Origin of the sequence: Streptomyces sp. MK37H (genome assembly GCF_018035285.1) — a bacterium.
GTDB classification, from domain to species: domain Bacteria; phylum Actinomycetota; class Actinomycetes; order Streptomycetales; family Streptomycetaceae; genus Streptomyces; species Streptomyces endocoffeicus.
Genome location: NZ_JAAAYH010000086.1, coordinates 1 through 25,537 on the forward strand (window position 1 = coordinate 1; position 25,537 = coordinate 25,537).

23 protein-coding genes are annotated in these 25,537 nt (G+C 70.0%); 2 read left to right on the plus strand and 21 right to left on the minus strand.

What is annotated here, in order from left to right; all coding sequences use genetic code 11:
- From GWI24_RS14965 to GWI24_RS15025, 13 genes are all read right to left on the minus strand, one after another.
- A partial coding sequence (locus GWI24_RS14965; protein WP_210946436.1) for a family 78 glycoside hydrolase catalytic domain occupies positions 1-2,237 on the minus strand: 2,237 nt, incomplete at its 3' end.
- A complete protein-coding gene (locus GWI24_RS14970) occupies positions 2,234-3,694 on the minus strand; it encodes an ATP-binding protein (protein WP_210946437.1) in 1,461 nt (486 codons plus the stop codon). The genes GWI24_RS14970 and GWI24_RS14965, both read right to left, overlap by 4 nt.
- Positions 3,695-3,705: 11 nt before the next feature.
- Positions 3,706-4,323, minus strand: coding sequence for a response regulator transcription factor (locus GWI24_RS14975; protein WP_210946438.1), 618 nt, complete (start codon positions 4,321-4,323; stop codon positions 3,706-3,708).
- A gap of 19 nt (positions 4,324-4,342) precedes the next feature.
- Positions 4,343-4,603, minus strand: coding sequence for a hypothetical protein (locus GWI24_RS14980; protein ID WP_210946439.1), 261 nt, complete (start codon positions 4,601-4,603; stop codon positions 4,343-4,345).
- Positions 4,600-5,028 carry a nuclear transport factor 2 family protein gene (locus GWI24_RS14985; RefSeq protein ID WP_210946440.1) on the minus strand — a complete coding sequence of 143 codons (429 nt, stop codon included), beginning with the start codon at positions 5,026-5,028 and terminating at the stop codon, positions 4,600-4,602. Before GWI24_RS14985 ends, GWI24_RS14980 begins: the two co-directional genes overlap by 4 nt.
- Positions 5,025-5,852, minus strand: coding sequence for an ATP-binding cassette domain-containing protein (locus tag GWI24_RS14990; protein WP_210946441.1), 828 nt, complete (start codon positions 5,850-5,852; stop codon positions 5,025-5,027). Before GWI24_RS14990 ends, GWI24_RS14985 begins: the two co-directional genes overlap by 4 nt.
- Positions 5,849-7,609 carry a dipeptide/oligopeptide/nickel ABC transporter permease/ATP-binding protein gene (locus GWI24_RS14995; RefSeq protein WP_210946442.1) on the minus strand — a complete coding sequence of 587 codons (1,761 nt, stop codon included), beginning with the start codon at positions 7,607-7,609 and terminating at the stop codon, positions 5,849-5,851. Before GWI24_RS14995 ends, GWI24_RS14990 begins: the two co-directional genes overlap by 4 nt.
- Positions 7,606-8,547, minus strand: coding sequence for an ABC transporter permease (locus tag GWI24_RS15000; RefSeq protein ID WP_210946443.1), 942 nt, complete (start codon positions 8,545-8,547; stop codon positions 7,606-7,608). The genes GWI24_RS14995 and GWI24_RS15000 overlap by 4 nt, the downstream gene beginning before the upstream one ends.
- A gap of 40 nt (positions 8,548-8,587) precedes the next feature.
- On the minus strand, positions 8,588-10,099 hold the full coding sequence (locus GWI24_RS15005) for an ABC transporter substrate-binding protein (RefSeq protein ID WP_210946444.1): 1,512 nt from the start codon (positions 10,097-10,099) through the stop codon (positions 8,588-8,590).
- A 99-nt stretch (positions 10,100-10,198) separates the two neighbouring features.
- Positions 10,199-11,092: a sugar phosphate isomerase/epimerase gene (locus GWI24_RS15010; RefSeq protein ID WP_210946445.1), complete on the minus strand. Its 894-nt coding sequence runs from the start codon at positions 11,090-11,092 to the stop codon at positions 10,199-10,201.
- Between the two features lie 37 nt (positions 11,093-11,129).
- The gene (locus GWI24_RS15015; RefSeq protein WP_210946446.1) at positions 11,130-12,239 is read right to left on the minus strand and encodes a Gfo/Idh/MocA family protein; all 1,110 of its coding nucleotides are present in this window, start codon (positions 12,237-12,239) and stop codon (positions 11,130-11,132) included.
- 40 nt (positions 12,240-12,279) lie between these two features.
- Positions 12,280-13,200 carry a sugar phosphate isomerase/epimerase gene (locus GWI24_RS15020; RefSeq protein ID WP_210946447.1) on the minus strand — a complete coding sequence of 307 codons (921 nt, stop codon included), beginning with the start codon at positions 13,198-13,200 and terminating at the stop codon, positions 12,280-12,282.
- Complete coding sequence (locus GWI24_RS15025; RefSeq protein ID WP_210946448.1) at positions 13,197-14,348, minus strand: Gfo/Idh/MocA family protein; 1,152 nt, start codon at positions 14,346-14,348, stop codon at positions 13,197-13,199. The genes GWI24_RS15020 and GWI24_RS15025 overlap by 4 nt, the downstream gene beginning before the upstream one ends.
- Positions 14,349-14,568: 220 nt before the next feature.
- Between GWI24_RS15025 and GWI24_RS15030 the strand changes: the two genes are divergently transcribed.
- Positions 14,569-15,801 carry an ROK family transcriptional regulator gene (locus GWI24_RS15030; protein WP_210946449.1) on the plus strand — a complete coding sequence of 411 codons (1,233 nt, stop codon included), beginning with the start codon at positions 14,569-14,571 and terminating at the stop codon, positions 15,799-15,801.
- Positions 15,802-15,967: 166 nt separating this feature from the next.
- Here GWI24_RS15030 and GWI24_RS15035 read toward each other — a convergent pair whose 3' ends face one another.
- Positions 15,968-17,782, minus strand: a complete 1,815-nt coding sequence (locus GWI24_RS15035) for an APC family permease (RefSeq protein ID WP_210946450.1) — start codon at positions 17,780-17,782, stop codon at positions 15,968-15,970.
- A gap of 341 nt (positions 17,783-18,123) precedes the next feature.
- Here GWI24_RS15035 and GWI24_RS15040 point away from each other — a divergent pair, with 341 nt between their 5' ends.
- Positions 18,124-18,573 carry a DUF1931 family protein gene (locus GWI24_RS15040; RefSeq protein ID WP_210946451.1) on the plus strand — a complete coding sequence of 150 codons (450 nt, stop codon included), beginning with the start codon at positions 18,124-18,126 and terminating at the stop codon, positions 18,571-18,573.
- A gap of 47 nt (positions 18,574-18,620) precedes the next feature.
- Here the strand turns inward: GWI24_RS15040 and GWI24_RS15045 are convergent, their stop codons facing one another.
- The 7 genes from GWI24_RS15045 to GWI24_RS15075 form a co-directional block, all read right to left on the minus strand.
- Positions 18,621-19,052, minus strand: a complete 432-nt coding sequence (locus GWI24_RS15045) for a DUF2267 domain-containing protein (RefSeq protein ID WP_210946457.1) — start codon at positions 19,050-19,052, stop codon at positions 18,621-18,623.
- 78 nt (positions 19,053-19,130) lie between these two features.
- Entirely contained in the window at positions 19,131-19,628 is a 498-nt protein-coding gene (locus GWI24_RS15050; protein WP_210946452.1) for an Hsp20/alpha crystallin family protein, read from the minus strand.
- Positions 19,629-19,650: 22 nt separating this feature from the next.
- Positions 19,651-21,447: an FAD-dependent oxidoreductase gene (locus GWI24_RS15055; RefSeq protein ID WP_210946453.1), complete on the minus strand. Its 1,797-nt coding sequence runs from the start codon at positions 21,445-21,447 to the stop codon at positions 19,651-19,653.
- Between the two features lie 106 nt (positions 21,448-21,553).
- On the minus strand, positions 21,554-22,018 hold the full coding sequence (gene trxA, locus GWI24_RS15060) for a thioredoxin (RefSeq protein WP_210946454.1): 465 nt from the start codon (positions 22,016-22,018) through the stop codon (positions 21,554-21,556).
- Positions 22,019-22,024: 6 nt separating this feature from the next.
- The gene (gene clpB / locus GWI24_RS15065) at positions 22,025-24,688 is read right to left on the minus strand and encodes an ATP-dependent chaperone ClpB (RefSeq protein ID WP_210946455.1); all 2,664 of its coding nucleotides are present in this window, start codon (positions 24,686-24,688) and stop codon (positions 22,025-22,027) included.
- Complete coding sequence (locus GWI24_RS15070; protein WP_210946456.1) at positions 24,679-25,047, minus strand: chaperone modulator CbpM; 369 nt, start codon at positions 25,045-25,047, stop codon at positions 24,679-24,681. Before GWI24_RS15070 ends, clpB begins: the two co-directional genes overlap by 10 nt.
- Positions 25,044-25,537, minus strand: a 494-nt coding sequence (locus GWI24_RS15075) for a DnaJ C-terminal domain-containing protein (RefSeq protein WP_281790033.1), incomplete at its 5' end; no start/stop codon positions are given. The genes GWI24_RS15070 and GWI24_RS15075, both read right to left, overlap by 4 nt.

Consider the following 25,537-nt stretch of genomic DNA (forward strand, 5'->3'; position numbering starts at 1 on the left):
CCGGGGTTGACCGTGCCGTCCGGGAGCATGCTGTCCCAGCGCTCCCAGACGGTGGTCGCCCCCATGGTGACCGGGTAGAGCCAGGACGGGCAGGTCCGCCGTAGCAGGAGCCGGTAGGCGGTGTCGTACTCCCCCGCCTCGCACAGGGCGTCGCAGATCAGCGGAGTGCCGACGAAGCCGGTGCCGATGTGGAAGTCCTCCTGGCGGACGAGCTCGGCCAGCCGCCGCCCGGCCCGTGCGCGTTGCTCGTCGGTGGCCAGGAGCCCGAAGCGCAGCGCGAGGGCGTACGCGGTCTGCGCGTCGCTGGTGAGACGGCCGTCCGGGGTGAGGTATTCCGCGCGGAAGGCCGCCCGCACGGCGTCGGCCAGCTCGGCGTAGCGGGCGTGGTCGCCGTGGCGGCCGAGCAGCTCGGCCGTGCGCGCGAGCAGTTCGGCCGAGTGGGCGTAGTAGGCGGTGGCCACCAGGTGCGGGTCGGTCCGGGCATCGCCGGGGCGGTCCGGCGGGGCGGCCGGGTCGAGCCAGTCGCCGAGCTGCCGGTCGGTGTCCCACACGTGCCGGTCGCCGGTGACCGCCGTGATGCCGTCCACCCAGGCCCTCATGCTGGCGTACTGGTCGGCGAGAATTCGGAGGTCGCCGTACCTCTCGTACATCACCCAGGGCACGATCACGGCCGCGTCGCCCCAGGCCGCGGCGCGCAGTTCGGGGAACCTGGTGGGGATGTACGGCACATACATCGGAACCCTGCCGTCCGGGTGCTGTCCGGCGGCGAGGTCCGCCAGCCAGGAGCGGAGCAAGCCCGGGCACCGGTGCAGGAATGTCGCGGTGGGCGCGAAGACCTGCAGGTCGCCGGTCCAGCCCAGACGCTCGTCGCGTTGCGGGCAGTCGGTGGGGATGTCGACGAAGTTGCCACGCATGCTCCACACCACGTTCTCGTGCAGGCGGTTCAACAGCGGCTCGGAGCATTCGAACCATCCGGTGCGGCACATGTCGGTGTGCAAAACGACGGCCTTGACGTCGCCCGGCGCGAGCTCCCCGGGCCAGCCGGTGATCTCGGCGTAGCGGAAGCCGTGGAAGGTGAACCGCGGCTCCCACTCCTCCCCGCCGGACCCGCCTCGCAGGGTGTACGTGTCCGTGGCCCCTGCCTCACGGAGCGGCCGGACCGCGAGTTCCCCGTCTTCCAGCACCTCGGCATGGCGCAGAGTGATCGTGTGTCCGGGCTCTCCACCGGCCCGGATGCGGAGTCGGCCGACGAGGTTCTGGCCGAAGTCGAGGATCGTCCGGCCGGAGGGCGAGGTCCAGGCGGCGACCGGGTCCAGGGTCGCGGTGCGGCGCACGGGCGGGCCGTCGGGAGCGACCAGGCGCGCCGGGTCGCCCCCCACGACCTCCACCGGGCTCCAGTGGGACGGCTCGCGGCGGGCGTCGTACTCCTCTCCCTCGTAGAGGCCCGAGCTCCGGATCCCGCCGTGCGCGGCCTGCCAGTTGGGGCCGGAGCCGAAGGTCTCGGCGGTGCCGTCGGCGTAGCGCACCTCGATCTGTGCGAGGGCGGCCAGCCGGTCCCCATAGATGTTCCGCAGGCCGCCGCCGAACCCGAGCCGCCCGCGGAACCAGCCGTCGGCCAGCAGAACCCGGATCTCGTTGTCGCCGCCGCGCAGCATGCCGGTAATGTCGTGCGTTTGGTAGCGCAGGCGCTCGGTGTAGTGGGTCCAGCCGGGGGCCAGAACCTGGTCACCGACGCGCGCGCCGTTGATCTCGGCCTCGTACAGACCGTGGGCGGTGGCGTACAGACGGGCAGAGCGGGCGGGAGCGCGCAGCCGGAACCGGCCACGCAGCACGGGCGGCGGAACCTGTCGGTCGGTGGGTTCTGGCCAGGCGGGGGACACGAAACGGGCCGACCAGTCGGAGGGTTCCAGCAGCCCGGCCTCCACGGTCAGCGTCTTCGACCAGGCAGACGGCCCCTGGTCCGCCGGTCCCCACACCCGGACCGCCACGCCGATCCGCCGACGGGAGCACAACGCCTCGCCCGGCCACGGCACCAGAACGGACTCGGCGGACCGGCGGTGGACGCGGCGCACCTCGCGGTTGCCGTCGGTCAGCCGGATCTCGTAGGCCGTCTGGTTCCAGCCGGGCCGGTCGGTGACCGTCCGCCAGGACAGCCGGGGGCGCTTCTCGCCGATGCCGAGCGGCTCCTGGTGGTGCTCGGCCCTGAGGCCGATGACGCGAAGGTGGTGGTGTGTCACGGACTGGCTTTTCCCTGTGTCTTGCCGGGGGCCGGAGTCGACGGTGTCCGGTCCGCCGGCAGCGTGAACCGGAAGACCGCGCCACACGGCCGGTTGGGGCCGGCGTCGATGTGGCCCCCGTGGCGGGTGATGATGCGGTGGCTCAGGGCCAGGCCGATGCCGCTGCCGTTCTCCTTGGAGGTGAAGACGCCGTCGAAGATCCGGTCGCCGGGCGGCAGGCCGCGGCCCCAGTCCAGGACGGCGAGTTCCGCGCCCCCGCCCGCCGTCGGCCGGGTGGCGATGCGCACCCTGCGGTCCAGTGACGGGCAACGGGCCATCTCGTCGATCGCGTTGAAGGCGAGGTTCATCACGACTTGCCCGATGAGCACGTTCTCGCAGCGCACCGGCAGCGGCTCGGCGGCGAGGTCGAGCTCGACGGCCACCGCGTGCTCCTGGGCGCGCAGCTCGACGAAGTACACGCAGTCGCGCACGATCGCGTTGAGGTCGGTCAGTTGCTCGGACTGCTCCAGGCGGCCCACGTAACTCCGCAGGCTGCCCAGGATGCGCCGGGCACGCTCGATCTGCCGGACGGCGTTGTCCAGCCCCCACGCCACGGACTGATCGCCCGTGCCGAGCCGTCCACGCGCTCCTTCCACGAAGTTGTACGCGGCGGCGAGCGGCTGGCTCACCTCGTGGGCGATCGCCATCGCCATGTCACCCATGGCGTTGTACCGGGCCAGGTGATCGAGGTGCTGGGTGTCGCGGCGGTGCTCCTCCTCGGCACACACCCGGTCGGTGATGTCGTAGAAGAGGAGCATCCGGCCGCGCAGGTCGCTCTCGATCTCGATGTACTGGCAGGTCGCCGCGTACCAGCGCGGCGCACTTCCCGGTGCGGCGAACCGGTAGCGGCCTTCCCGGGCCGGCACGGCCCCGTCGCGGCAGTAGTCGGCGAAGTCCGCTCCGTGGAGGTCCTCGCCGAGCAGTCGCGCGGCCGACTCGCTGGCGAAGACGACACGGTCCGCGTCGTCGAGGACGACGATGCCCTCGGCAAGGCTGCCCAGGAAGGTACGCAGCCTGCTCTCGGTGCGGAACAGATCACGGCGGACCGCCTTCTCCTCGGCGATGTCCCGGAACTGGACCATCACCACCGCCCGCGCCGGCAGGTCGACCCGGATGGCGATCGCCTCGGTGAGGATTTCCTCGCCGCTCTTGGACCGGTAGCACCACTCGGTGGCACTGATGCCGTGTTCGACGGCCTGCCCGAGCCAGCGGTGGCCGAACTCGCGGCTGTACTCCCGGGCGTTCTTGCTCATCTCCGGCGCCTTGAGCGGCCGTAGCTCATCGACGGTCCAGCCGAGCAGGTCGCAGGCAGCGCGATTGGCCCAGAGGATCTCGTAAGTGCGGGCGTCGTGCAGCAGGACGCAGTACTTCAGGGCTTGGGTGAGCTCCCGGAAGTCGGCCGGTGCGAGCCTGGACACGGTCGTTCCTCTCATTCGCCCGCCGGGAGACGCAGCCCCAGCCGGAGCACGTCGCGCACGAGCGTGGCGATGCTCTCCGCACCGGTCTTCTCCCGGACGCGGGCCCGGTGTACGTCGACGGTCTTGGCGCTGATGCCGAGCCGGCCGGCGATCCGCTTGTTCGGCTCGCCTTCGACGGAGAGGGCGAGCACTTCCCTCTCCCGTACGGTCAGCCCGTCCAGCTTGGCGCGCAGCTCGCTTCGCCGGGCGGCCAGTTCGAAGCGCTCGCGGGCCGTGCGCCGGGCGGCCTGCACGACGTCGAGCATGTGCTGGGGGTCGTATGGTTTCTCCAGGAAGTCGACGGCGCCGTTCTGCATGGCGCGCACGGACATCCGGATGTCACCGTGTGCGGAGACGAAGACGACCGGCAGCGGCGACCCCGTCTCGTTCAGCAGCTCCTGGACGCCGAATCCGCTGAGTTCGGGCATGCGGACGTCGAGCACCAGGCAGGCCGGCCGACCGCGGTCGTAGGAGCGCAGAAAGGTCCGGGCGTCCTGGAAGCACTCGGAGCGGATGCCGACCGACTCCAGGAGCCAGGCGAGCGATTCGCTCAGCTCCTCGTCGTCGTCCAGGATGTAGACGAGGCACATCTCAGCCGTCCCGGAACGCTCAGCCGTCCCAGGCGGCCTGGGCGGTCCAGTACTCGCTGCCGTCGGCGCTGATCCCGTGCCGCCACTCGGTCGTGCGGCGCAGGGTGGGTTCGACGCGGGCGGTCGCCTGGTCGGCACCGTCGGGGCCGTCCTCGTCGACCTGCCAGTGCACCCAGTTGACCTCCCGGCCGGTGCTGTCGTGGACGAACAGGTCGACGTGGTGCCAGCCGTAGTTGTGGGTGTCGGCGTAGCAGGTCAGGAGCATCGTGCGGGCCGTCATCGCTCCCCCGTCAGCGGTGAGGTGAAGAGCCGTTCGGTACGGAAGGTGGAGATCCGGGGTCGGTCGGCATCGAGGCGGAAGGTCACGTCCAGGCGGGCGACCATGATCTCGCTGTCCCCGGACTCATAACGTGAGAGCTGCTGCATCGGCCAACTCCCCCGCGCTGTCGTCCCGCCGACGTCCACAGTGCCGGGGAACAGCAGATGGACGTTGGTTTGGAAGTGCGGGTTGGGCGGCAGGTAGCCCGACAGCATCTCGACGATCGCCGCACGGCCCTCAGTGCGGCCGAACTTCTCGGCATACGCGGCTCCGCCGCCCTCCCACACGGCGTCCTCGGTGAACAGGTCCCCCAGCTCGCCCTCGGCGCTCGCGGGCACGTCGCACAGGGTGAGGTAGCGGGTCAGGGTGGCGACGACATCGGTCATGACGCGGCCAGCTTCAGCCGCTCCGCGCGGCGCCGTGCCTGCCGCTCGGGGTCCGGTACCGGCGCGGCGAGCAGCAGCCGCTTGGTGTAGGCGTGTTCCGGTGCCTCGGTGACCTGGGCGGCGGCGCCCGTCTCCACGATGTCGCCGCGGTACAGCACGGCCACCCGGTGGCTGATGTGCCGGACCACGGACAGGTCATGGGTGACGAAGAGGTACGCCACGCCCGTGGCCTCCTGGATCTCGATGAACAGGTCGAGCACCCGGGCCTGGGTCGTCAGGTCGAGGGCGCTGACCGGCTCGTCGCAGACGATCAGCTTCGGGTCCCGGCACAGGGCGCGGGCGATGGCGATGCGCTGGCGCTGGCCGCCGGAGAACTCCCGGGGCAGCCGACGGGCCGAGTCCTGGGGGAGGTACACGTAGTCCAACAGCTTCTGCACCCGGGCTTCCGCCTCCGCACGCGCGACACCGGTCACCAGCAGCGGCTCGGTGAGGATGTCCATAACCGTCATGGCCGGGTTCAGCGAAGTGAACGGATCCTGGAAGACCACCTGGATGTCCTTGCTCAACGCCCGCCGCTCCCGCTTGCCGAGCCGGGAGATGGCCCTTCCCTCGTACCGGATCTCGCCGCCGGTGACGGGTGCGAGGCCGAGGACGGCCCGGCCCAGGGTCGTCTTGCCGGAGCCGGACTCGCCGACCAGGCCGAGGGTCTCGCCGGGCGCGATGGACAGGGAGATACCGTGCAGGACGCGGAAGGGCTTCTTGCCGCGGCCCTTTCCGGGGTACTCCACCACGACGTCGTCGAGTTCGAGGAGCGGAGCGGTCATGACGTCACCTCCTTGAGGGGCTTGTCCAGGGCACGTAGCGCACCACGCGCGGGCCCGCCTTCCAGCGTCGACTCCAGGAGCATGCGGGTGTACGCGTGGTCGGGCGCCGCGAAAATCTGCCGGGCCGGCGCTGTCTCCACGATGCGGCCCTTCTGCATCACCGCGACCCGGTCGCAGATGTCGGCCACGACACCGAAGTCGTGGGTCACGAGGATCATCGCCATCTCGCGCTCCTGCTGGAGCGAGCGCATCAAGTCGAGCACCTCGGCCTGCACGGTGACGTCGAGCGCCGTGGTCGGCTCATCGGCGATGAGCAGCTGCGGGTCGCAGGACACGGCGCCGGCGATGAGGACGCGCTGGGCCATGCCGCCGGAGATCTGGTGCGGATACGACCTGAACACCCGCTCCGGGTCCGGGATGCCGACCCGATCCAGGAGCCCGAGCGCCTTGGTGCGGGCCTCGGACCGGGACAGCCCCAGGTGCTTGACGATGGGCTCCATGAGCTGGGAGCCGATCCGGAAGCAGGGGTCCAGGTTGGACATGGGTTCCTGGGGGATGTAGCCGATGCCACGCCCGCGCAGGGCGTTGAGCTCGGCGACGCTGAGACCCAGCAGCTCCTTTCCGTCGAAGAAGAGCTGGTCCGCCGTCACCTCGGCCTCGCTCGGCAGCAGTCCGAGGACGGAGAATCCGGTCTGGCTCTTGCCGGAACCGGACTCGCCGACCAGGCCGAGCACCTCACCACGGGCCACCGCCAGGCTCACCCCGTCGACCACCGTCTTGTCGCCGCCGGGCGTCGGATAGCTGACGCGCAGCCCCTCCACGGTGAGGAGGCGATCCGCGGGCGGCTCGGCCACGGGGGCCGCGGCGCTCCGCGCGACTCGCGTGCGGCGTTTCGCCACCCGCGGCTCGGACGTACCCAGCGCGTCGCGCACCGCGTTGCCCAGCAGATTCGCCGCCAGGATGGTCAGGCCCATCGCGGCGCCCGGCCACACCAGCAGCACGGGCGCGTTGTAGACGTTGGTGAAGGCGTCGCCCAGCATCGCGCCCCAGCTGGCCTGGGACGCCTTACCCAGGCCGAGGAAGGCCAGCCCGGCCTGGATGCCGATCGCCACGGCGAACACCTGGGTCGCCTGGATGACCGACGGCGCGACGACCACGGGCAGCACATGGCGGCGCATGACGCGCCCGTCGCCGAGTCCGGAGACGCGGGCGGCGTCGACGTACAGCTCCTCGCGGACCGCGATCACGGACGCCCGGATGAGCCGGAAGACCATCGGGGCCATGATGACGCCGAGGACGACCATGGCCACGTTGAGGTCCTGCGAGACGGCGGCCATCACCACGAGCATCACGATGATGGCGGGCACGGCCATGATGACGTTGACGATCCAGCCGGCCACGGCGTCGAACCAGCCGCGGAAGTAGCCGCTGATCACACCGAGCGGCCCGCCGACGGCGAAGGCGACGAGAACGGCGAGAGCGCCGCCCAGGAGGCTGGTGCGGCCTCCGTACAGCAGCCGCGAGAGCACGTCCCGGCCGACGCCGTCGGCGCCGAGCGGATGGGCGCCCGAGGCGGGCGCGAGGGTGTCCGCCATGACGCTGCGGTCGGGGGCGTAGTCGGTGAACAGGGGCGCCGCCAGGCTCGCTACCACCACCAGGGTCAGGACCGCCAGAGAGCCGACGGCCACCGGATCACGCGACGTCCGGCGAATGAGGCGGTCCCGCTTGGGGACCGGAGCGGACTCCACTGTGGTCATGAGACACGCACCTTCGGGTTGAGCCAGCCGTACGCGATGTCCAGCAGCAGATTGACGGCGACGACGATGCTGACGGTGACCACGACCGTGCCGAGCAGCACGGGCGCGTCACCGCGTACGGCGGCCGAGTTGGCGAGGGTGCCGATGCCCGGCAGGCCGAACACCTTCTCCACCACGACGGCGCCGCTGATCAGCCCGATGAACTGCAGGGCCAGCACGGTCAGGGCGGGCGGGGCGGCGTTGCGCAGCGCATGCCGGAACACGATGCTGCGGGTGCTCAGGCCCCGGCTGCGCAAGGTGCGCACGAAGTCGGCGCGCAGCACATCGATCAGCGCGCCCCGCACCTGCATCGCGGTGGCGGCCGTCGCGGCGACGGCCAGCGACACCGCGGGCAGGGCGATCGAGCGGAGCCAGTCGAGGACGGAGGTGGCGAGGGGGACATAGCCGGTGGCGGGCAGCCATCCGAGCTGGACCGCCAGGGTGACCGAAAGGACGAGAGCGATCAGGAAGCTGGGCACCGCGGTGCCCAGCACCGCGGCGAACTGCACCACACGATCCACCCAGCCACCGCGCAGCGCCGCCGCCGTGCCCAGGGCGACGCTGAGGACCGCGGCGATCAGCAGGCCGGCGAGCACGATGGAGAGAGTGACCGGCAAGGTGTCCACCAGGGACTGGTTCACCGGGTCCCCGGTGAACCACGAGCTGCCCAGGTTGCCCCGCAGGGCCTGCTCGGCCCAGTGCCAGTAGCGCTCCACCAGGGGCTGGTCCAGGCCGAGTTCATGGCTCTTGGCGGTCACGGCGGACCGTGTGGCGGTCTCGCCCAGGATGTTGCGGGCGACGTCGGTCCCCGTGAGGTTCAGCAGCAGGAACGTCGCGGTGGCCACGGTGACCACCAAGGTGGCGCCGGCGGCGATGCGCCGGATCAAGAAGACAAGCACGACCGGTTTCCTCCTTCCATGCGTCGGAACGGCCCGGTGGCTACTTCGCCGCCGGGGTGTAGTTGTAGAGCGGTGGGTATTGGACGCCGGCCTGCTCCGTCACCTTCACGTCCTTCGCGGTGCCGTACGCGTTGGCCACGACGCTCCAGGGCGCGTTCCACGCCTGGTCGACGACATAGGCGTTGAGTTCCTTGAACAACGTCATCCGCTTGGCTCCGGTGGCCTCGCCGATGCGCGTGATGAGACCGTCGGCCTTCGGGTCGTCGTACTTGAAGGGGTTCCAGGTCGACTTCTTAGCCAGTTGCAGCTGGACCTTGTCCCATGCCGTGGGCGCGCCGAGTTTGAAGTACGACATCGCGTACTTGCCGGACAGCATGCTGCTGAAGATCTGGTCGCCGGGCACGTTGTCCAGCTTCACCTTGATGCCGATGTCCTTGAGGGACTGGGTGAGCGCGGCCTGCTCCTGCGGGAAGATCGCGGAGAGGTCCGGGAGGGTGACGGAGAAGCCGTGCGGGTAGCCGGCCTCGGCCAGCAGCTTCCTGGCCTTGGCCGGATCGTAGGAGTAGGTGTCCTCGAGCCGGACGTCGTAGCCGTCCTCACCGGGCGCGAACAGCTGCGCGGTGGGCGTGCCGAGTCCGGTCTTGGCCGACTTGAGCATGGCCTTCTTGTCGAAGGCGTAGTTGAGCGCCTGACGGACCTTGACCTTGCCCAGTGCCGGGACCTTCTTTCCGGCGCGGTCCCATATGTAGAGACCCTCGACGTCGCCGGGCTGGTAGGTGATGACGTTCAGGCTGCGGCCCTTGACGGTCTTGACCCGGTTGAGATTGAGGGTGGCGCCGTCGATCTGGCCGGAGAGCAGTGCGTTGGTGCGCGCGGTCGGGTCGGACAGGTACTTGATGACGACCTTGTCGTAGGGGAAGGCCTTGGTGTTCCAGAAGTCGGCGTTGCGCGTGTACGTATACGTCTGGCCCGCGGTGGTGGCCGACGTGTCCAGCTTGTACGGGCCCGAGCCGACCGGGGTCTTCGGGTCCTTGAGCGACTTGGGGCTGGCGATCATGCCGGAGACCTGGCCCAGCGCCGACAGCAGGGACGCGGTGGGGTGGCTCAGCTTGACCGCCACGGTGTGGGCGTCGACCACCTCGACACCGGTGATGTCCCGGATCTCACCGGCGGCGGTGCCGGTACCGCTCTTGGTGTGCAGCAAGCACTGCTTGACGGCGTCGGCGTCGAGGACGGTGCCATCGGTGAACTTCACCCCTTTGCGCAGCTTCAGTGTCAGCGTCGTCTGCGCCTTGTCGTACGACCATGACGTGGCCAGGTTGGGGGTCGGCTCACCCTTGGTGTCGAGCCGGACCAGTGTGTCGAAGACCGGCTGGTAGTACTGGGACTCGGGGCCCATGCTCGCCTTGGCCAGATCCCACGGCGTGGCCGCGACCGACTCGGCGAGGGTCAATGTCTTGTCTTTGCCGGCGGCGGCCTGTGTACCGCCGCCACAGGCGGCCACTGTCGCTGTCAGAAGTCCGGCGCCGATGATCGCCACTGTCTTGCGCATTCTCTCTCCAGCCGGTTCATGTTACGAATCCACCTCGATGTCCCCCCGGGTCGTCCCGTCTCCTGCCGCGCACGGCAGGTCGTGCTCCGCGTAACCCGGTCACGGCTGCGCGTAGTCGGCGGCCCAGTGACCGCACAGCCGCACGCTCTCCTCGGGGGTCGGCCTGGCCCCCCGGTCGACCTCGATGATCAGCCAGCCGTCGAAGTCGTCCGGCAGCGCGCCGACGAAGCCCTCGATGTCGGCGTTTCCGTGGCCCGGCTCCGACCACAGCCCCGCAAGCACCGTCTTCCGGTAGTCCCAGCCCGCTTCCCTGCCCCTGGCCGCGAGGCCGAGGTCCAGGTCCTTGATGTGGACGCTCGCCACCCGGTCCGCGTAGTCGCGCACCAGCCGTGCGGCATCTGCGCCCGCCCAGGCCAGATGGCCCATGTCCGGTCCGAATCCGAGGACGGACGCGTCGACGGTGTCCAGGACGAAGCGGGTCTCCTCCTCGGTCTCGGCCCAGGTGCCCACATGCGGGTGGAAGGCGGGGGTGATCCCGTGTGCCCGGATGACCTCGGCGATCTCGGCCAGCAGGTCCCGTACCCGCTCCAGCCGGTCCCGGTCCGCGAGGTGGCCGACCGCGGGCCGGGCCACCCGCTCGGCGTCCTTCGCCATTCCCATGGCGAGGAAGACGGTGGGCACGCCCAGCTCCGCGTGCTGTTCCGCGGTGCGCGCCGCGTTCTCACAGAACGTGCGCTTCTCCGCCTCGTCCTCGGTGAGCCGGACCGCGATGTAGCCGGGCGCGGGGCTGATGCCGTGGCCGGCGAGGCGGGCCGCGTACTCCTTCGGGGTCATGTCACCGGGCACCGCGGTGTGCAAGGCTTTGATGCCCGCGTCGCGGATGACCTCCAGCTGCCGGTCGAGCGGCGGGGCGAGTGTGGGGTCGATCCAGCCGTCGGCGCTCGCGACCCACTGCAGCGGGTTGATGGCGAGGCGGTCCTGCCTGATCTTCATCGTCTGTGGTCCTTTCCGTGGCCGATGGCCGACCGGGTCAGTGGGTGTGGCGCGGCTGGGGGCGTTCGCAGCTGCTCTCCAGTGCGACGACCCGGTTCTCCCGCTGCGCGGTCTCGAAGGCGGCCAGCACCTCGAGAGTGTGGAAGGCGAACTGCGGATTGGCGCGGTGCGGGCCACCGTGGATGGCGCCCGCGAGGTCGTGTACGCCGAGGCCACGGCGGTGCTGCTCGGGGGTGTCCACGGCGCCGAAGAGTTCGGTGACCGGGGTGAGCACCTCCCAGGCGTCGTCGTGGTGGCGCTTGACCCGGACATCGCCGTCGAAGCAGTTGGGGTTGGGCAGCGAGAGGGTGCCCTCGGTGCCGTAGATCTCCATACGGGGCAGCTCGGTGTCCCAGACGTCAAAGCTCATCAGGGTGGTGCCGATGACTCCGGAGGCGAAGGTCAGCACGGCCGAGGCATGGGTGGGGACCTCAACGGTGATCTCGTCGACCACCCGCTCGGGGCTGGTGACCTCGCGGGTCTTCGCACCGATGCGGGTGGCGGCGGACACCTGCCGGACCGGCCCGAGGCAGTTGACGAGCGCAGCCAGATAGTAGGGGCCCATGTCGAGCACGGGCCCGCCGCCCGGCCCGTAGAAGGCCCGGGGGTCCGGGTGCCAGGTCTCGGACCTGCTGGACCGCACGAAGGCGGTGGCGCCGACGGGTTCGCCGATCAGGCCGGTGTCGATCGCCTGCCGGGCGGTCTGCACGGCGCTGCCGAGGAAGGTGTCCGGGGCCGACCCCAGCAGCCTCCCACCGCGCTCGGCGGCGTCGAGGACCTCGCGGGCCTCCTCGACGGTGGCGGCTAGCGGCTTCTCGACGTAGACGTGCTTGCCCGCCTCCAGCGCGGCCATGATGGTCTTCGCATGGAACCGCGGCGGAGTGATATTGATGACGATCTCGACGGCCTCGTCCTCGAACAGCTCATCGGCATCGCCCCAGGCCGGTATGGCGTACTCGGACGCGGCCTGCTTCGCGCGGGCCGTGTCGACGTCGGCCACACGGATCACGTCGAGTTCCGGAAAGGTGCGCAGTCCTTCGACATAGCGGCCGAAGATGTTGCCCGCGCCCAGGATCCCGATGCGGTGCCGTGCTTGTTGCTGAGCCATGAGTCTCCTGCGGTCGTAAGGGGGTGGATGTCGGCGGCGATCACGCGACGATCAAAGGCCGAAGTGTCCGGTGGGCGATCTCCAGGCCGGTCTTGACCCGCTCCTCGGTTCCGCTCCACACCGGGTCCTCGTGTTCGACGGAGAGGGTCCCGGTGAAACCGTGCTCGTAGAGGGCGTCCACCACGGCGTTCCAGTCGACCTGGCCCCGGCCGGGTACGCGGTAGCGCCACCAGCCGGTGTCCCACGGGTCCTCCCGCCGGACGGCCTTCCCGAAGACCCCGTAGCGGTCGATCGCACCGGGCAGGATCTGGAGGTCCTTGGCCTGGGCGTGCACGATCCTGTCCGCATACGGCGCGATGGTCTTCACCGGGTCGACACCGATCCACGTCAGATGCGACGGATCCCAGTTCAGATACAGCCCGAGGGAGAACATCCACTCCCACAGCTCGGGCGAATAGGCCAGGTTGCCCGGATAGCCGTCCGGGTGCCAGCCCTCCATCACACAGTTCTCGATGATGAGGCGGACGCCCTTCTCCCCCGCGTACTCGACGAGTTCGGGGAATACCTTCTCGGCCTCTTCCAGGTTCCGCGCCACCGGCAGGGTCCAGTCGCGGCCCACGAAGGTGCCCACGTACGGGACATCGAGGGCCGCCGCAGCGTCGATCACCGCCCGGAGATGGGCGTGGATCTCCGCGCGGCGCGCGCTGTCGGGGTGGAGGTTGTTCTCGTAGTAGGCGAGCGCGGAGATGTCGAGGCCGTGGCAGTCGAGCAGCGCCCGGGTCTCGTCGGCGGCACGGCTGTCGAAGCCGGTCACCGGAAGGTGAGCGGCCTCGAAGTCCCGGCCACCGGTGCCGGGCCAGGCGGCGACCTCGAGCGCCTCGTATCCGGCGCCACTCGCCCAGGAGGCGATCTCGGTGAGGGAGAGCTGGGGCAGGCAGGCGGTGAGCATGCCGAGTTTCATGCGGTGGCCTCCAGGGCTATGGCAGTGGAGTCGACATCGGTCCAGGTGAGCGACGCGGAAGAGGTCAGGACGGCCTCGACGATCCGGGCCGAGCGGACGCCATCCGCCCCGGTGGGCAGGCCCTCGGGCGCCTCGCCACGGATGGCCGCATAGGCGTCGGCGACAAAGGCGTTGAAGCAGTCGGCATAGCCCTGGGCGTGGCCGGCGGGCAGGCGCGAGAGTCGTCGCTGTTCGGCCGATCCGTGGTTGGGGTCCCGGAACAGCGTCCGCGCTCCGTCTTGCGCGCCGAGCCATGCGGTCTCGGGGTTCTCCTGGTCGAAGACCGCGCTGCCGTGCGCGCCGTCAAGTTCGAACCACAGCCGGTTCTTGCGGCCGGCGGACACCTGGGAGACCGTCAGCGTGGCCAGGACCCCGCCGTCGGTGCGCAGCAGGACCGTCGCTACATCCTCGGTACGCACCGGCACACGTGGTCCGCCGCCCACCGATGTGAAGCTGGCGCCGGTACCGGCGGGGCGGGTGGCGACCGTCGTGCCGAGCCTGGCGGTGAGTTCGGTGAAGCGGACTCCGGCGACCCACTCGACGAGATCGCACCAGTGCGAGCCGATGTCCGCGAACGCCCGCGAAGGGCCGCCCTCGGACGGGTCGACCCGCCAGGACATCGCGTTCTCGGAGAGCATCCAGTCCTGTAGATAGCTGCCGTGGATCAGCTGCCACGCCCCGAAGTCACCGCGCAGCCCGCGGTCACGGATCTCCCGGACGAGGGGGTGGTAGCGATAGACGAAGGGGACCGCGAGCACCCGTCCCGTCTCCTCCGCCAGCCTGGTCAGCCGTTCCGCGTCGGCGGTCGCGGTGGCGAGCGGCTTCTCGCAGATCACATGCTTCCCCGCGCGCAGCGCCGCCTCCGCCTGGCCGACGTGCAGCGCGTTCGGGGTGCACACATGGACGACCGATACGCTGTCGTCGGAGAGCACCGCCTCGAAGTCGGGATAGCGGCCGGGTACCCGCCACTCCTCGGCAACTCGCGCACTGCGCTCGGGAGTCGAGGCCACCACTCCCGCGAGTTCACCGCCGACCGCGCGGATCGCGGCGGCATGCACGGCACCGATCATCCCGCCACCGGAAACCACCGCTCGAAGCGAGCCACTCATCTGACGCACCTCCGTCGTTCACCCGCTGACCGCGGTCTGAACGCCGCGCTGCGCATCACCATCGTTTAGTTCACGCAGCAAGCACAAGAGAGCACATTTAAATTTTTTTAAGTCCTAAAAGCGGTCAAATTTCCGTCAGCTGCTCCGCTACCTTCCCGTAAGCGCAGGGCGCGCGGATAACCGTTGACGGCCTCCTGGTGGCGGGATTACGGTCCCGGGAATGCATAAAGATGATGGCTACGCCGAGGAACCGTTGCCCCCCACATCGGTCCCGCTCGCCCTGCGCCGGGTTCTGGGTCTGGTGATCTCCGGGGAGGCGACCAACCGCGCGGAGATCGCGCGGCGCAGCGGCCTGGCCCGGTCGACGGTGGCCCAGCAGGTTGAGTACCTCGTCGGCCACGGCATTCTGCGAGAGGTCGAGTCCAGGCGGTCCGTCCGGGGGCGACCGCCGCGGGTGCTGACGATCAGCCCACAGGCCGGAACCGTCGTCGCCGTGGACATCGACACCGCCGCCTCCCAGGTGGCCATCGCCGATCTCACCCGACGGCTGATCGCGCAGGACACGGTCGACATCCCGATCGGCGCCGGCCCACCGGCAGTGCTGGACGCGGTGAGCGAGCGACTGCGAGAGATGTTGGAGAAGCACGACCGCGATCCCGACCGCGTGCGGGAGGTGGTTGTCGGCCTGCCCGGGCCGGTGGACTTCGAGCAGGGTTGCGCGGTGCAGCCGACCGGTATGCCCGGCTGGGACGGCTATCCCGTCGCCGAGTACCTCCGGGAACGCTTCCACGCCCCGGTCGTGGTGGACAACGACGTCAACCTGATGGCACTGGGCGAAGCCGTACAAGGCCGGACGGAGGCTCCTCTACTGTGCATCAAGATCAGCAGCGGTATCGGGGCCGGTCTCATCACCGCGGGCGGGGATGTGTACCGCGGCGCCGACGGCGCCGCCGGCGACATCGGCCACACCCGGGCCCTCGGCGGAAACAATGTCCTGTGTGTCTGCGGCAATGTCGGCTGTGTCGGAGCGGTCGCCTCCCACCGTGCTGTCCTGCGCGGCCTCGGCATCCCCGAGTCGAGCGAGGACGACCTGTTGTACGGCACCCGTGTGCTCGCCCAGCGTGTCGCCGACAGCGACCCGGCCGCACTGCACGCCGTGCGTCAGGCGGCCACGGAGATCGGCGAGGTGGTGGCCGTGCTGGTCCACATGTTCAACCCGCGCAGCATCATCCTGGCCGGCCCGTTGAGCGAACTCCGCGACGACCTGGTCTCCGCCGTACGAGCCGTCGTGTACCAGCGCGCCCTCCCCCTGGCCACCCGCAAACTGACCATCACCGCGACACAGCTCAAGGGAACATCCGGACTGCACGGCGGCATCGCCCTCGCCACCCAGGACGTCTTCGGACCGGCGGGCATGGCGCGACTCCTGGCCGACGCGTCCGGGGGCGAGTGATCATTACCACTCCCACCTGCGGCGATGACTTTTCGAGCGGCACAGGATCGACTCCTCGGGGTCGGGCGGCTCCATCTCCTTGCCGGAGTCGAGGACGTCACCCTCCGCCTTGCCACGCGGCCACCCGCCAGGCGAGGTACCACAAGCCCCGCCGAGCGGGCCCCGCTCACACGCTCAGGCCGTACGGCATCATGCAGACGACGACATCGGTACGCGCTCTGAGGACCGTGGCCAGCAGCAGGCCGCGCTGGTTCTGGAGCATCTTGTAGCGCCGGTGCCGGGGCTCGACCTCGGGGATGAGCACGGCGACCTCCCGGCCGCCCCCGGCCTCGCGCCGCACATACGCGACCATCGGCTGCACCAGGGAGCGGTGCGGGCTGTCGATGATCTCCAGGCGGACCCCGGGATTCCAGCGCTCCCAGGTGTCCTGCAGCGCCCGCGCCTTCTCGGGCTCGGCCTGGACGCTGACCGCCACGACCTCGTCGCCCAGGGCGAGCGCCGCCGTCAGCGCGCGCTGCGCGAGCCTGCTGACGCCGCCGAGCGGGACGATGACCAGGCTCATGGTGCGCACCGGTGGCGGCGGGATCCGCCCGAGCCCGAGTTCCTCACCGGCCGCCGTGTAATAGCGCTGGACGCGGGTGAACAGCAGCATCAGCAGCGGCACCGCGACGAGGACCACCCAGGCCCCTTCGAGGAACTTGGTGGTCAGCAGGACCAGACCGGCCCCGGTGGTCAGCACGGCCCCGAGACCGTTGATCATCGCCCGGCGCAGCCACCCTTCCGGCTGCTCGGTCGCCCAGTGCCGTACCAGCCCGACCTGGCTGATGGTGAAGCCGGTGAACACCCCGATGGCGAACAGCGGGATCAGCCGATGGGTCTCGCCTCCCACCGCGTTGAGCAGCACGGCCGACAGCAGCGCCAGCGCCACCACGCCGTACCGGTACACCGGCCGCTCCGCGCGCAGCCCGAACAGGTGGGGCAGCCGGTCGTCCCTCGCCAGCAGGCTCATCAGGACCGGGAGGCCGCCGAAGCTGGTGTTCGCGGCGAGCGCGAGAACGAGGGTGACGATGAGGTTGGTCGCGTAGTACTCCCATCCGGTTCCGTACGACCCGGCGGCGAGCTGGGCGAGGACCGTCACACCGCCGCGCGGCGCCACATGGTCGCGGCGGATCAGATACGCCATCCCGAGCAGCATCACTCCGAGGAGCAAGCCCAGCATCAGCTCGGTGTGCTGGGCCCGCTTGATGCGCGGCTCGCGGAACATCGGCACGCCGTTGGCGATGGCCTCCACCCCGGTCAGGGCGGAGCAGCCCGAGGAGAACGCTTTCAGGATCAGCAGGACGCCCAGCGCCTCGGTGGCACGGGCGGGGTGGGCGGCGCCGACGACGGCCGCCGGGTGCGAGCGCAGGATCCCCATGACGACGATGCCGAGCATGCTGACGATGAACAGCACGGTCGGCAGCATCAGCACCCGGGCGCTCTCGGCCACTCCCCAGAGGTTCACGGCCGTGAGCAGGGCGAGCAGCACCAGGCTGACGGCGAGCAGATGCGAGGAGAGGATCGGGAAGGCGGAGGCGAGGCTGGCGGCACCGGCGGCCAGGCTGACGGCGACGGTGAGGACGTAGTCGATGGTCAGGCTCGCCGCGGCGAGCAGGCTCACCCGTTGCCCGAGGCTCTTCTTCGCCACCGCGTAGGCGCCGCCGCCGTCCGGATGGACGGCGATCACCTGGCAGTAGGAGATCACCAGCACGGTGAGCAGGACGGTGATGACGACAGTGATGGGCAGCGTGGCGGTAAGAGCCCCGGTGCCGGCGGCGACCAGGACGACCACGATGGCCTCAGGGCCGTACGCGACCGAGCTCAGCGCGTCCAGAGACAGCGCGGCCAGCCCCTCAAGGCTGGTGAGATGGTGCTTGTCGCCCTCCCCGTGGCGCAAAGGTACCCGTGGCCGCAACGCGCGGTGTGCCAGTCCGAACGCCATGGGGAACCTCGGGGCGGGGTTGTCGGGAGCCGTCCCGCGACAGTGTGCCCCGCCGTGGCGCCCGGCCGCCTGAGGCATGCCCGAACAGCCGTCACTTGTCCGCCGCCTCCGTGATCCCCTGACCTGACCGAGTGCTCCTCACGGCGCTCCCCGAGTGTCGCCGCGGCGGTGGGAGCCGCGCCCATAGCATGACCTGGCGCGGTCACCGACCTGTCGGCAGCAGGCCGGGCCGTGCGATTGGTTCCTGGGGGCCCATGCGGTCGCGCATCCGGCGAGCGAGGGTGGCGCTGACGAGGCGCGCCAGGTTACGCCCAGCGCCGGACGACTGGAGGTTGGTGACCATGACGGTGATGTCCGTGCCCAGGTTCGAGCGGTTCTTCCGGGTGGCGGCGGGACTTGATGTCGACAAGAACGACCTCAAGCGCTACAGCGACTTCGTGGACGCCAAAGTCTACGATCTGCTGCTCATCGCCGAGGCGGTCGCGAAGGCCAACAACCGGGACGTCATCGTGCCGTGGGATCTGCCGATCACCAAGGGGCTGCAGGAGAACATCCACCGCTTCCGGGACCTCGACTACGAGATCGAGTTGAAGCCCATCCTCGATCAGCTCGTCACGCACCCGCCGCTGGACCGCGCACCCGACGACGCGACGGAGGCGAGGTTGCCGGAGATCGTCGGCGGGCTCAGCCTGGCGCTCGCCAAGGCGTTCAAGATCATTTACCCGGACCTGAAGAATCCGCAGACCAAGCACTGGGAGACGGTCTGGCCGCTCTTCAATCTCCTGCTGTGACGCCGGGGTTGTGAATGCCGGGAGCGGTGCGGTGACCGCCGGACCGGCTAGGAGGGCATGACCGCGGACATCGAGGCGGGCATACGCGCCTTGAGGTCCTTCCACTCGCCCTCGCTGACGTGGTGCTCGAGGACATGCAGGACCGTGCGCACCAGTTGTTCGGTGTCGCCCTCGATCGCGTACGGAAAGTCGTGCCGGACCCGCCGGAAGAATTCCTCGCTGTTCAATTTCACGGGCGTCTCCGCGGGTTTCCACCCGTCGTAGTAGACGCCGCGCAGCAAGGTCGGAAGCTGCGCTCCGAACTGCACGGCCTCATCGACCGGCAGCCGGTCCCGCAGGTGGTGCAGGACCGCGCGCAGAGCGGCGTACGACTGCTTCCGGCGCTCCTTGGGCCACCCATAGGCGTGCTCGATCTCCTTCAGGACATGGTTGGCCTTGTCGACCATGGTGTCGAACGAGGAGAAGCCTGTCGCAACCATCATGTAGTCCTTCCGATGCCCGCGGCGGCACCCGGCGGAGCGGGGGCCGCCGCGGGAGAGAGCCGGATCCCGGCGGTCTCAGCCGCCTTGGCGTTCGCTGCTCTCGGTTATCTCGATGTGACGGGGCTTGGCGGTCGCCGCCTTGGGGACGGTGATCGTGAGCACGCCGTTGGACATGCTCGCCGTGACGCCCTCGGTGTTCACTTCGCTCGGAAGCAGCAACCGGTACTCGAAGCGACCGGTACGGCGACTGCTGTGCCGCATGATGCCTTTGCGCTCCCGTTCCTTGATCTCCCCCGTTACGGCCAGCTCCTGACCATTGATCTCGATGTCGACGTCCTTGCGGTCCACGCCGGGGAGCTCGAGTTCTAGGTGATAGGCGTCGTCGGTTTCGGTCACATCGGCGGACGGCGTCCACGCCGCTATGGCGGGAGCCGCGCTTCCGACCGTGGATTCGAGCAGACCGCCCATCTGGTTGATGAGGTCGTCGAATTCCAGAAGTGGATTGCGCGCCCAGCCCCTGGGGCGCTCGACCGTTCCCTGGCCTCGCTGCTGTCGGCGAACCGGCATGTTCATCGTCCGTCACCTCCGGTGTCGGTTAGTGGGCAGGGGATGTGTTGTGACCACCGCCCGGCTCGGTGAACCGGCCGGACGGAGCTTCTGTGTCATCGGGGTGGCGCGCGACGTCGACGGTGGTGTGGCCGAGGTGCTCGTGGACCTGGTGGATGGCCATCGCCCCTTCGCCGGCGGCGGAGGCCACCCGCTTGACGGAGCCGCTGCGCACGTCGCCCGCGGCGAAGACCCCGGGCAGGCTGGTCTCCAGCCCTAGACAGGCACGGCCCTGGCCCTCCCAGACCGTGCCACTCGCGCGGGCCTGCGCCGCGGCGCCGGTGAGCACGAAGCCACGGTCGTCCAAGGCGACCACGTCGCCGAGCCACGCCGTACGGGGCTGGGTCCCGATGAAGACGAACATCGCGCGCACGACCAGCTTGCGGCGCTCCCCCGTGCGGTTGTTCTCCACCACGATGGCCCGCAGGACGTCGTCGCCCTCCACCTGGCGCACCTCGCTGTTGAGTATCACGTTCACCCGTGGATGGCGTTCGATCTGGTCGACGAGGTAGCGGGACATCTTGGCGCCGAGGTCCGGGCCCCGGACCAGCAGGTGGACCCGCGGGACGCGCTTGGCGAGGAAGAGGACGGCCTGGCCCGCGGAGTTGCCGCCGCCGACCACCGCGACCGGATCCGCGCTGCACTGCTGGGCCTCGTACACGGTCGCCGCGTAGTAGATGCTCGCCCCCTCCAGGCGTTCGATACCGGGCGCTTCGAGCCTGCGGTACTTGGCGCCGGTGGCCAGCACGACGGTGTGGGCCACCACATCGCCGCGCTCGGCGAAGGTGACGCGGTAGGCACCCTCCTCGGGCTTGAGCGAGGTGGCCTCCGCGGGAACCCAGACCCGGGCCCCGAACTTGCGCGCCTGGAGCTCGCCCCGTTCGGCGAGGTCGGAGCCGGAGATCCCGGCCGGGAAGCCGAAGTAGTTCTCGATGAGGGACGACGTGCTCGCCTGGCCGCCCGTGGCGATCGCGTCCAGGAGGGCCGTGGTCAGTCCCTCGGACGCGCCATAGACGGCGGCCGCCAGCCCGGCGGGTCCGGAACCGACGATGATCAGATCGCTGCGGGTCTCCTCGGCGGACGGAGGGGAGAGACCGATGAGCCGCGCCAGTTCGGCGTTGCTGGGGTTGCGCAGCACCCGCTGATCACGCCAGATGACGATCGGTGTCTCCTCCGGGGAGATGGAGAAGCGGCGCAGCAGTGCCTCGGCCTCCTCGTCCGACTCCAGGTCGATCCACCGGTGCGGCAGCCGGTTGCGGGCCGCGAATTCGCGCAGCCGCCGGGTGTCGGGCGAGTAGCGCGAGCCGAGGATGCGGAAGCCCGCGCCGGCGCCGACGAGCAGCGCGCGGCGGCCCAGGTAAGCGCGGAGGATGAGGTCACCGAGGATCGGATCGCGGGCGACCAGCACCCGGAGCCGGTCGATCGGAAGGGACAGCACCTCCCCGGGCTCACGGACCCGGGCGGTGTAGAAGGCCACCTGCCCCTGGAGGAGCCCCAGCTCGCCGAGGAAGCGCCCCGGCCCGTGTACCCTCAGCACCCGCTCGTCGGGGGTGCCGTAGTCCTCGATGATCTCGATGGAACCGCTGAGGATGACCAGGAACTCCGCACACCGGTCCCCCTCCCGGACCAGCACCTGGCCCGGCTCGATCCGAAAGCGCTCCCCGTGTTCGGCGAGGAACGCGATCTGGGCTTGCGACAGCCGGGGGTAGGCGCCGTACAGATCCGGGGTCTCGAACGGCACCGCCTCGTCGGGAGCGGCGTCACGGGGCCGGTCGTCGCCTGCCATCAGGCCGGCGCCTCATGGGCGTAGCACCAGCGCCGGCTCTCGCCCGGCTCCATGGGCGCCGGGCGCACCATGGACAGGTGCGGATCGGGTTCGATGGCCATGGACGTCACCCTCTCTTGCTGTCCCGCCGGCCCGCCGTCACCTGCTCGACCCACGAGCGCAGGGTGCCCGCCGGGGCGGCACCCGCGCGGCGGGCGACCAGTTCCCCCTTGTCCAGGATGAGCAGGGTCGGCACGGCCTGCACCTCGAACCGCCGGGCGAGGTGCGGGTTGCGGTCGATGTCGACCTTGACGAGTTTGACCTTGCCCGCCAGCTCCGTGGCGACCTGCTCAAGTGCGGGGCTGACCATCCGGCAGGGCCCGCACCAAGTCGCCCACAGATCCACGACGACGAGGGGCGTCGCCTTCTCGGCGACCTCGGCGAAGTCGTTCTCGTCCGCGTCCACGATCCACGGCAGCGGCGACTTGCAGTTGCCGCACCGGGGAGCGCCCTCGGCCGCCGCGGGGATCTTGTTCGCGCGTCCGCAGGTGGGGCAATTGATGGTCTGGGCTTTGATCTTCGGGCTTGGCATGGCCGGTCACGCCGCCTCTCCGACTTCCTGCCGGGCTCGCTCCTCGACGTGCTCGCCCGACGGCTGTTCGTAGGTGACGACGAGTTCGCCGTGTTGGGCGTCGACGTTGACGGTGGCGCCTTCTTGGACGTCGCCGCGTAGCAGGGCGCGTCCGATGAGGGTCTCGACTTCGTGGGAGATGTAGCGGCGCAGTGGGCGGGCGCCGTAGACGGGGTCGTAGCCTTGGTGGGCGATGACCTTCCGGGCTTGTGGGCTGAGTTCGACGGCGATCAGGCGTTCGGCCAGTCGTTTGCGCAATTCGTTGAACTGCAACTCCACGATCTGCTCGATCTGGGGCTCGCCGAGCGGTTTGAACAGCACGATGTCATCGATCCGGTTGAGGAACTCGGGGCGGAAGTGGCCGCGCAGTTCGCTCATCACCAGGGCCCGGGCGTCGGGTTTGAGTTCGCCCTGGGAGGTGACGCCGTCCAACAGGTGCACCGAGCCGATGTTGGAGGTCATGATGATCACGGTGTTGCGGAAGTCGACCAGCCGTCCCTGGGCGTCGGTGATCCGGCCGTCGTCCAGGACCTGGAGGAGGGTGTTGAAGACATCGGTGTGGGCCTTTTCGATCTCGTCGAAGAGCAGGACCGAGTACGGTTTGCGCCGTACTGCCTCGGTGAGCTGGCCGCCCTCTTCGTAGCCGACGTATCCCGGTGGGGCGCCGACCAGCCGGCTGACGGTGTGCCGCTCCTGGTACTCGCTCATGTCCAGGCGGATCATGTTCTCCTCGGTGTCGAAGAGCGCGGCGGCCAGCGCTTTGGCCAGCTCGGTCTTCCCCACGCCGGTGGGGCCGAGGAAGATGAACGAGCCGATCGGGCGGCGCGGGTCCCGGATGCCGGAGCGGGCCCGGATGATGGCGTCGCAGACCAGCTTGACCGCCTCGTCCTGGCCGATGACCCGCTCCTGGAGGATCTCATCCAGGCGCAGCAGCTTCTCCCTCTCGCCTTCCTTCAGGCGGGAGACCGGTATCGCGGTCCAGGCGGAGACGATGTCGGCGATCTCTTCTTCGGTGACCACCTCGCGCAGCAGCCGGTGCGTGCCCTGTTTGGCGGCCAGCTGTTCCTCCTCGGCGGTGAGTTTGCGCGTGAGTTCCTGGAGTCGGCCGTAGCGCAGTTCGGCGGCGCGGTTGAGGTCGTAGGCCCGTTCGGCCTCCTCGGCTTCGCGGCGCACTTCCTCCAGTTCCCGGCGCAGGTCCTGCACCCGGCGGATGGACTGCCGTTCGGCTTCCCACTGGGCGTGTTTGGCGTCGGCCTCGGCGCGCAGATCGGCCAGTTCCCGGCGCAATTCCTCCAGCCGCTGGCGGCTGGCGGGGTCGGTTTCCTTGGACAGTGCGGCTTCCTCGATCTCCAGGCGGGTGACGCGGCGGGTGATCTCGTCCAGTTCGGCGGGCATGGAGTCGATCTCGGTCCGCAGCCGGGCGCATGCCTCATCCACCAGGTCGATGGCCTTGTCGGGAAGGAACCGGTCGCTGATGTAGCGGTGGCTGAGGGTGGCGGCGGAGACCAGGGCGGTGTCCTGGATCTTGACGCCGTGGAAGACCTCCAGCCGCTCGCGCAGGCCGCGCAGGATGGAGATGGTGTCCTCCACGCCCGGCTCGTCCACCAGCACCATCTGGAAGCGGCGCTCCAGCGCGGCGTCTTTCTCGATGTGTTTGCGGTACTCCTGAAGGGTGGTGGCGCCGATCATGTGCAGCTCGCCGCGGGCCAGCATCGGCTTGAGCATGTTCCCGGCGTCCATGGCGCCCTCGGCCGCCCCGGCGCCGACCACGGTGTGCAACTCGTCCACGAACAGCAGGATCCGCCCCTGGGCGGAGGTGACCTCGCTCAGCACGGCCTTGAGCCGCTCCTCGAACTCCCCGCGGTACTTCGCGCCGGCCACCAGGGAACCCATGTCCAGGGCGAAGATGGTCTTCTCCCGCAGCCCCTCGGGGACATCGCCGCGGACGATACGCTGGGCCAGGCCCTCGACGATGGCGGTCTTGCCGACACCGGGGTCGCCGATCAGGACGGGGTTGTTCTTCGTCTTGCGGCTGAGGATCTGGGTCACCCGGCGGATCTCGGCGTCCCGGCCGATCACCGGGTCCAGCTTGCCCGAGCGGGCCTCCAGGACCAGATCCCGGCCGTACTTCTCCAGCGCCTCATAGGCCACCTCGGGGTCGGCGGAGGTGACCCGCTGGCTGCCGCGCACCTGGGTCAGCGCGCCCAGGAACGCGTCCTTGGTGATGCCGTGCTCCCCCAGCACGCGTCCGGCCGCGGTGGCGGACCCCTCCCCGGTGAGCGCGAGGAGGAGGTGTTCGACCGAGACGTACTCGTCCTTCAGCCGCTTGGCCTCCTGCTCGGCGGCATCCAGCAGCTGGGACAGCCGCTGGGTGACGAAGACCTGCCCGGGGGCGGCGCCGGGGCCGGTGACCTTGGGCTTGCGCGCCAGCTCGGCCTCCAGCATCGAGCCCATCGCCTCCGGGTCGGCGCCCACCTGGGTGACCAGCCGCGGAATCAGACCCTCGGGCTGGTCCAGGAGCGCGAACAGCAGATGCTCGCCGTCGACCTCGGTGTGCCCGAACCGCATCGCGGTCATCTGGGCGTTGTGGAGGGCTTCCTGGGACTTGTGGGTAAGGCGGTTCATGTCCATGGCGGTTGATCACTCCTCGCGCCACTGCGGCGCAGTGCGGCTTCGAGCCGGTCGATACGGTCGAGCAGATCGAGCACCAGACCGATGGAGGCGTAGTTCAGGCACATTCCGGCGTGCAGCCGCTCGATCCGGGCCAGCACCGCCGGAGCGGAAGGAGCGAACACCAGCCGCCCCGCGTGGTCACGCCCGGCATCGACCAGACCCAGGGCGACGAAACGCCGGATCAGGTCGGGATGGAGCCCGGTGCGGTCGGCCACGGTCTCAAGCGAGAGCCTGCGCGCGGGCACCAGCTCGTAGTGGACAGACGTCACGGGCGCGTAGCGGGTATCCGTCCGCGCCGTGGTCGCGTGTGTGCTCATCGCTCACTCCTAGGATCGAAGGAGGAGATACGGCCCAGCTCCTCGAACAGCTCCCGCTCCCGGGCACCGAGGCGGGGCGGCACCATGACGCGGATCTCGGCGTACAGATCGCCGTTCGGGCCGCGGGGGTTGGGCATGCCCTCGCCACGCAGCCGCAGCCGCCGGCCGCTGGAGGAGCCCGGCGGGACCGTCACCTTGGCGGTGCCCCCGGGCGTGGGCACCGGGACGGCCGCGCCGAGCGCGGCCTCCCAGGGAGCCACTGGAAGGTGGACGTGGATGTTCCGGCCGTCCAGCCGGAACCGGGGGTGGGGCTGGATCCGCACGCGTAGGTACAAGTCCCCGGCCGGGGCGTCACCGGTGCCCCGGCCGCCCTGCCCGGCCAGCCGGATGCGCTGCCCGTCCACGACACCCGGCGGGACGTTCACCTCGAAGGTGCGCTGCCCCGCCGGACCGGCCAGCGTGACGCCGCGCCGCCCGCCGCGGTACGCGT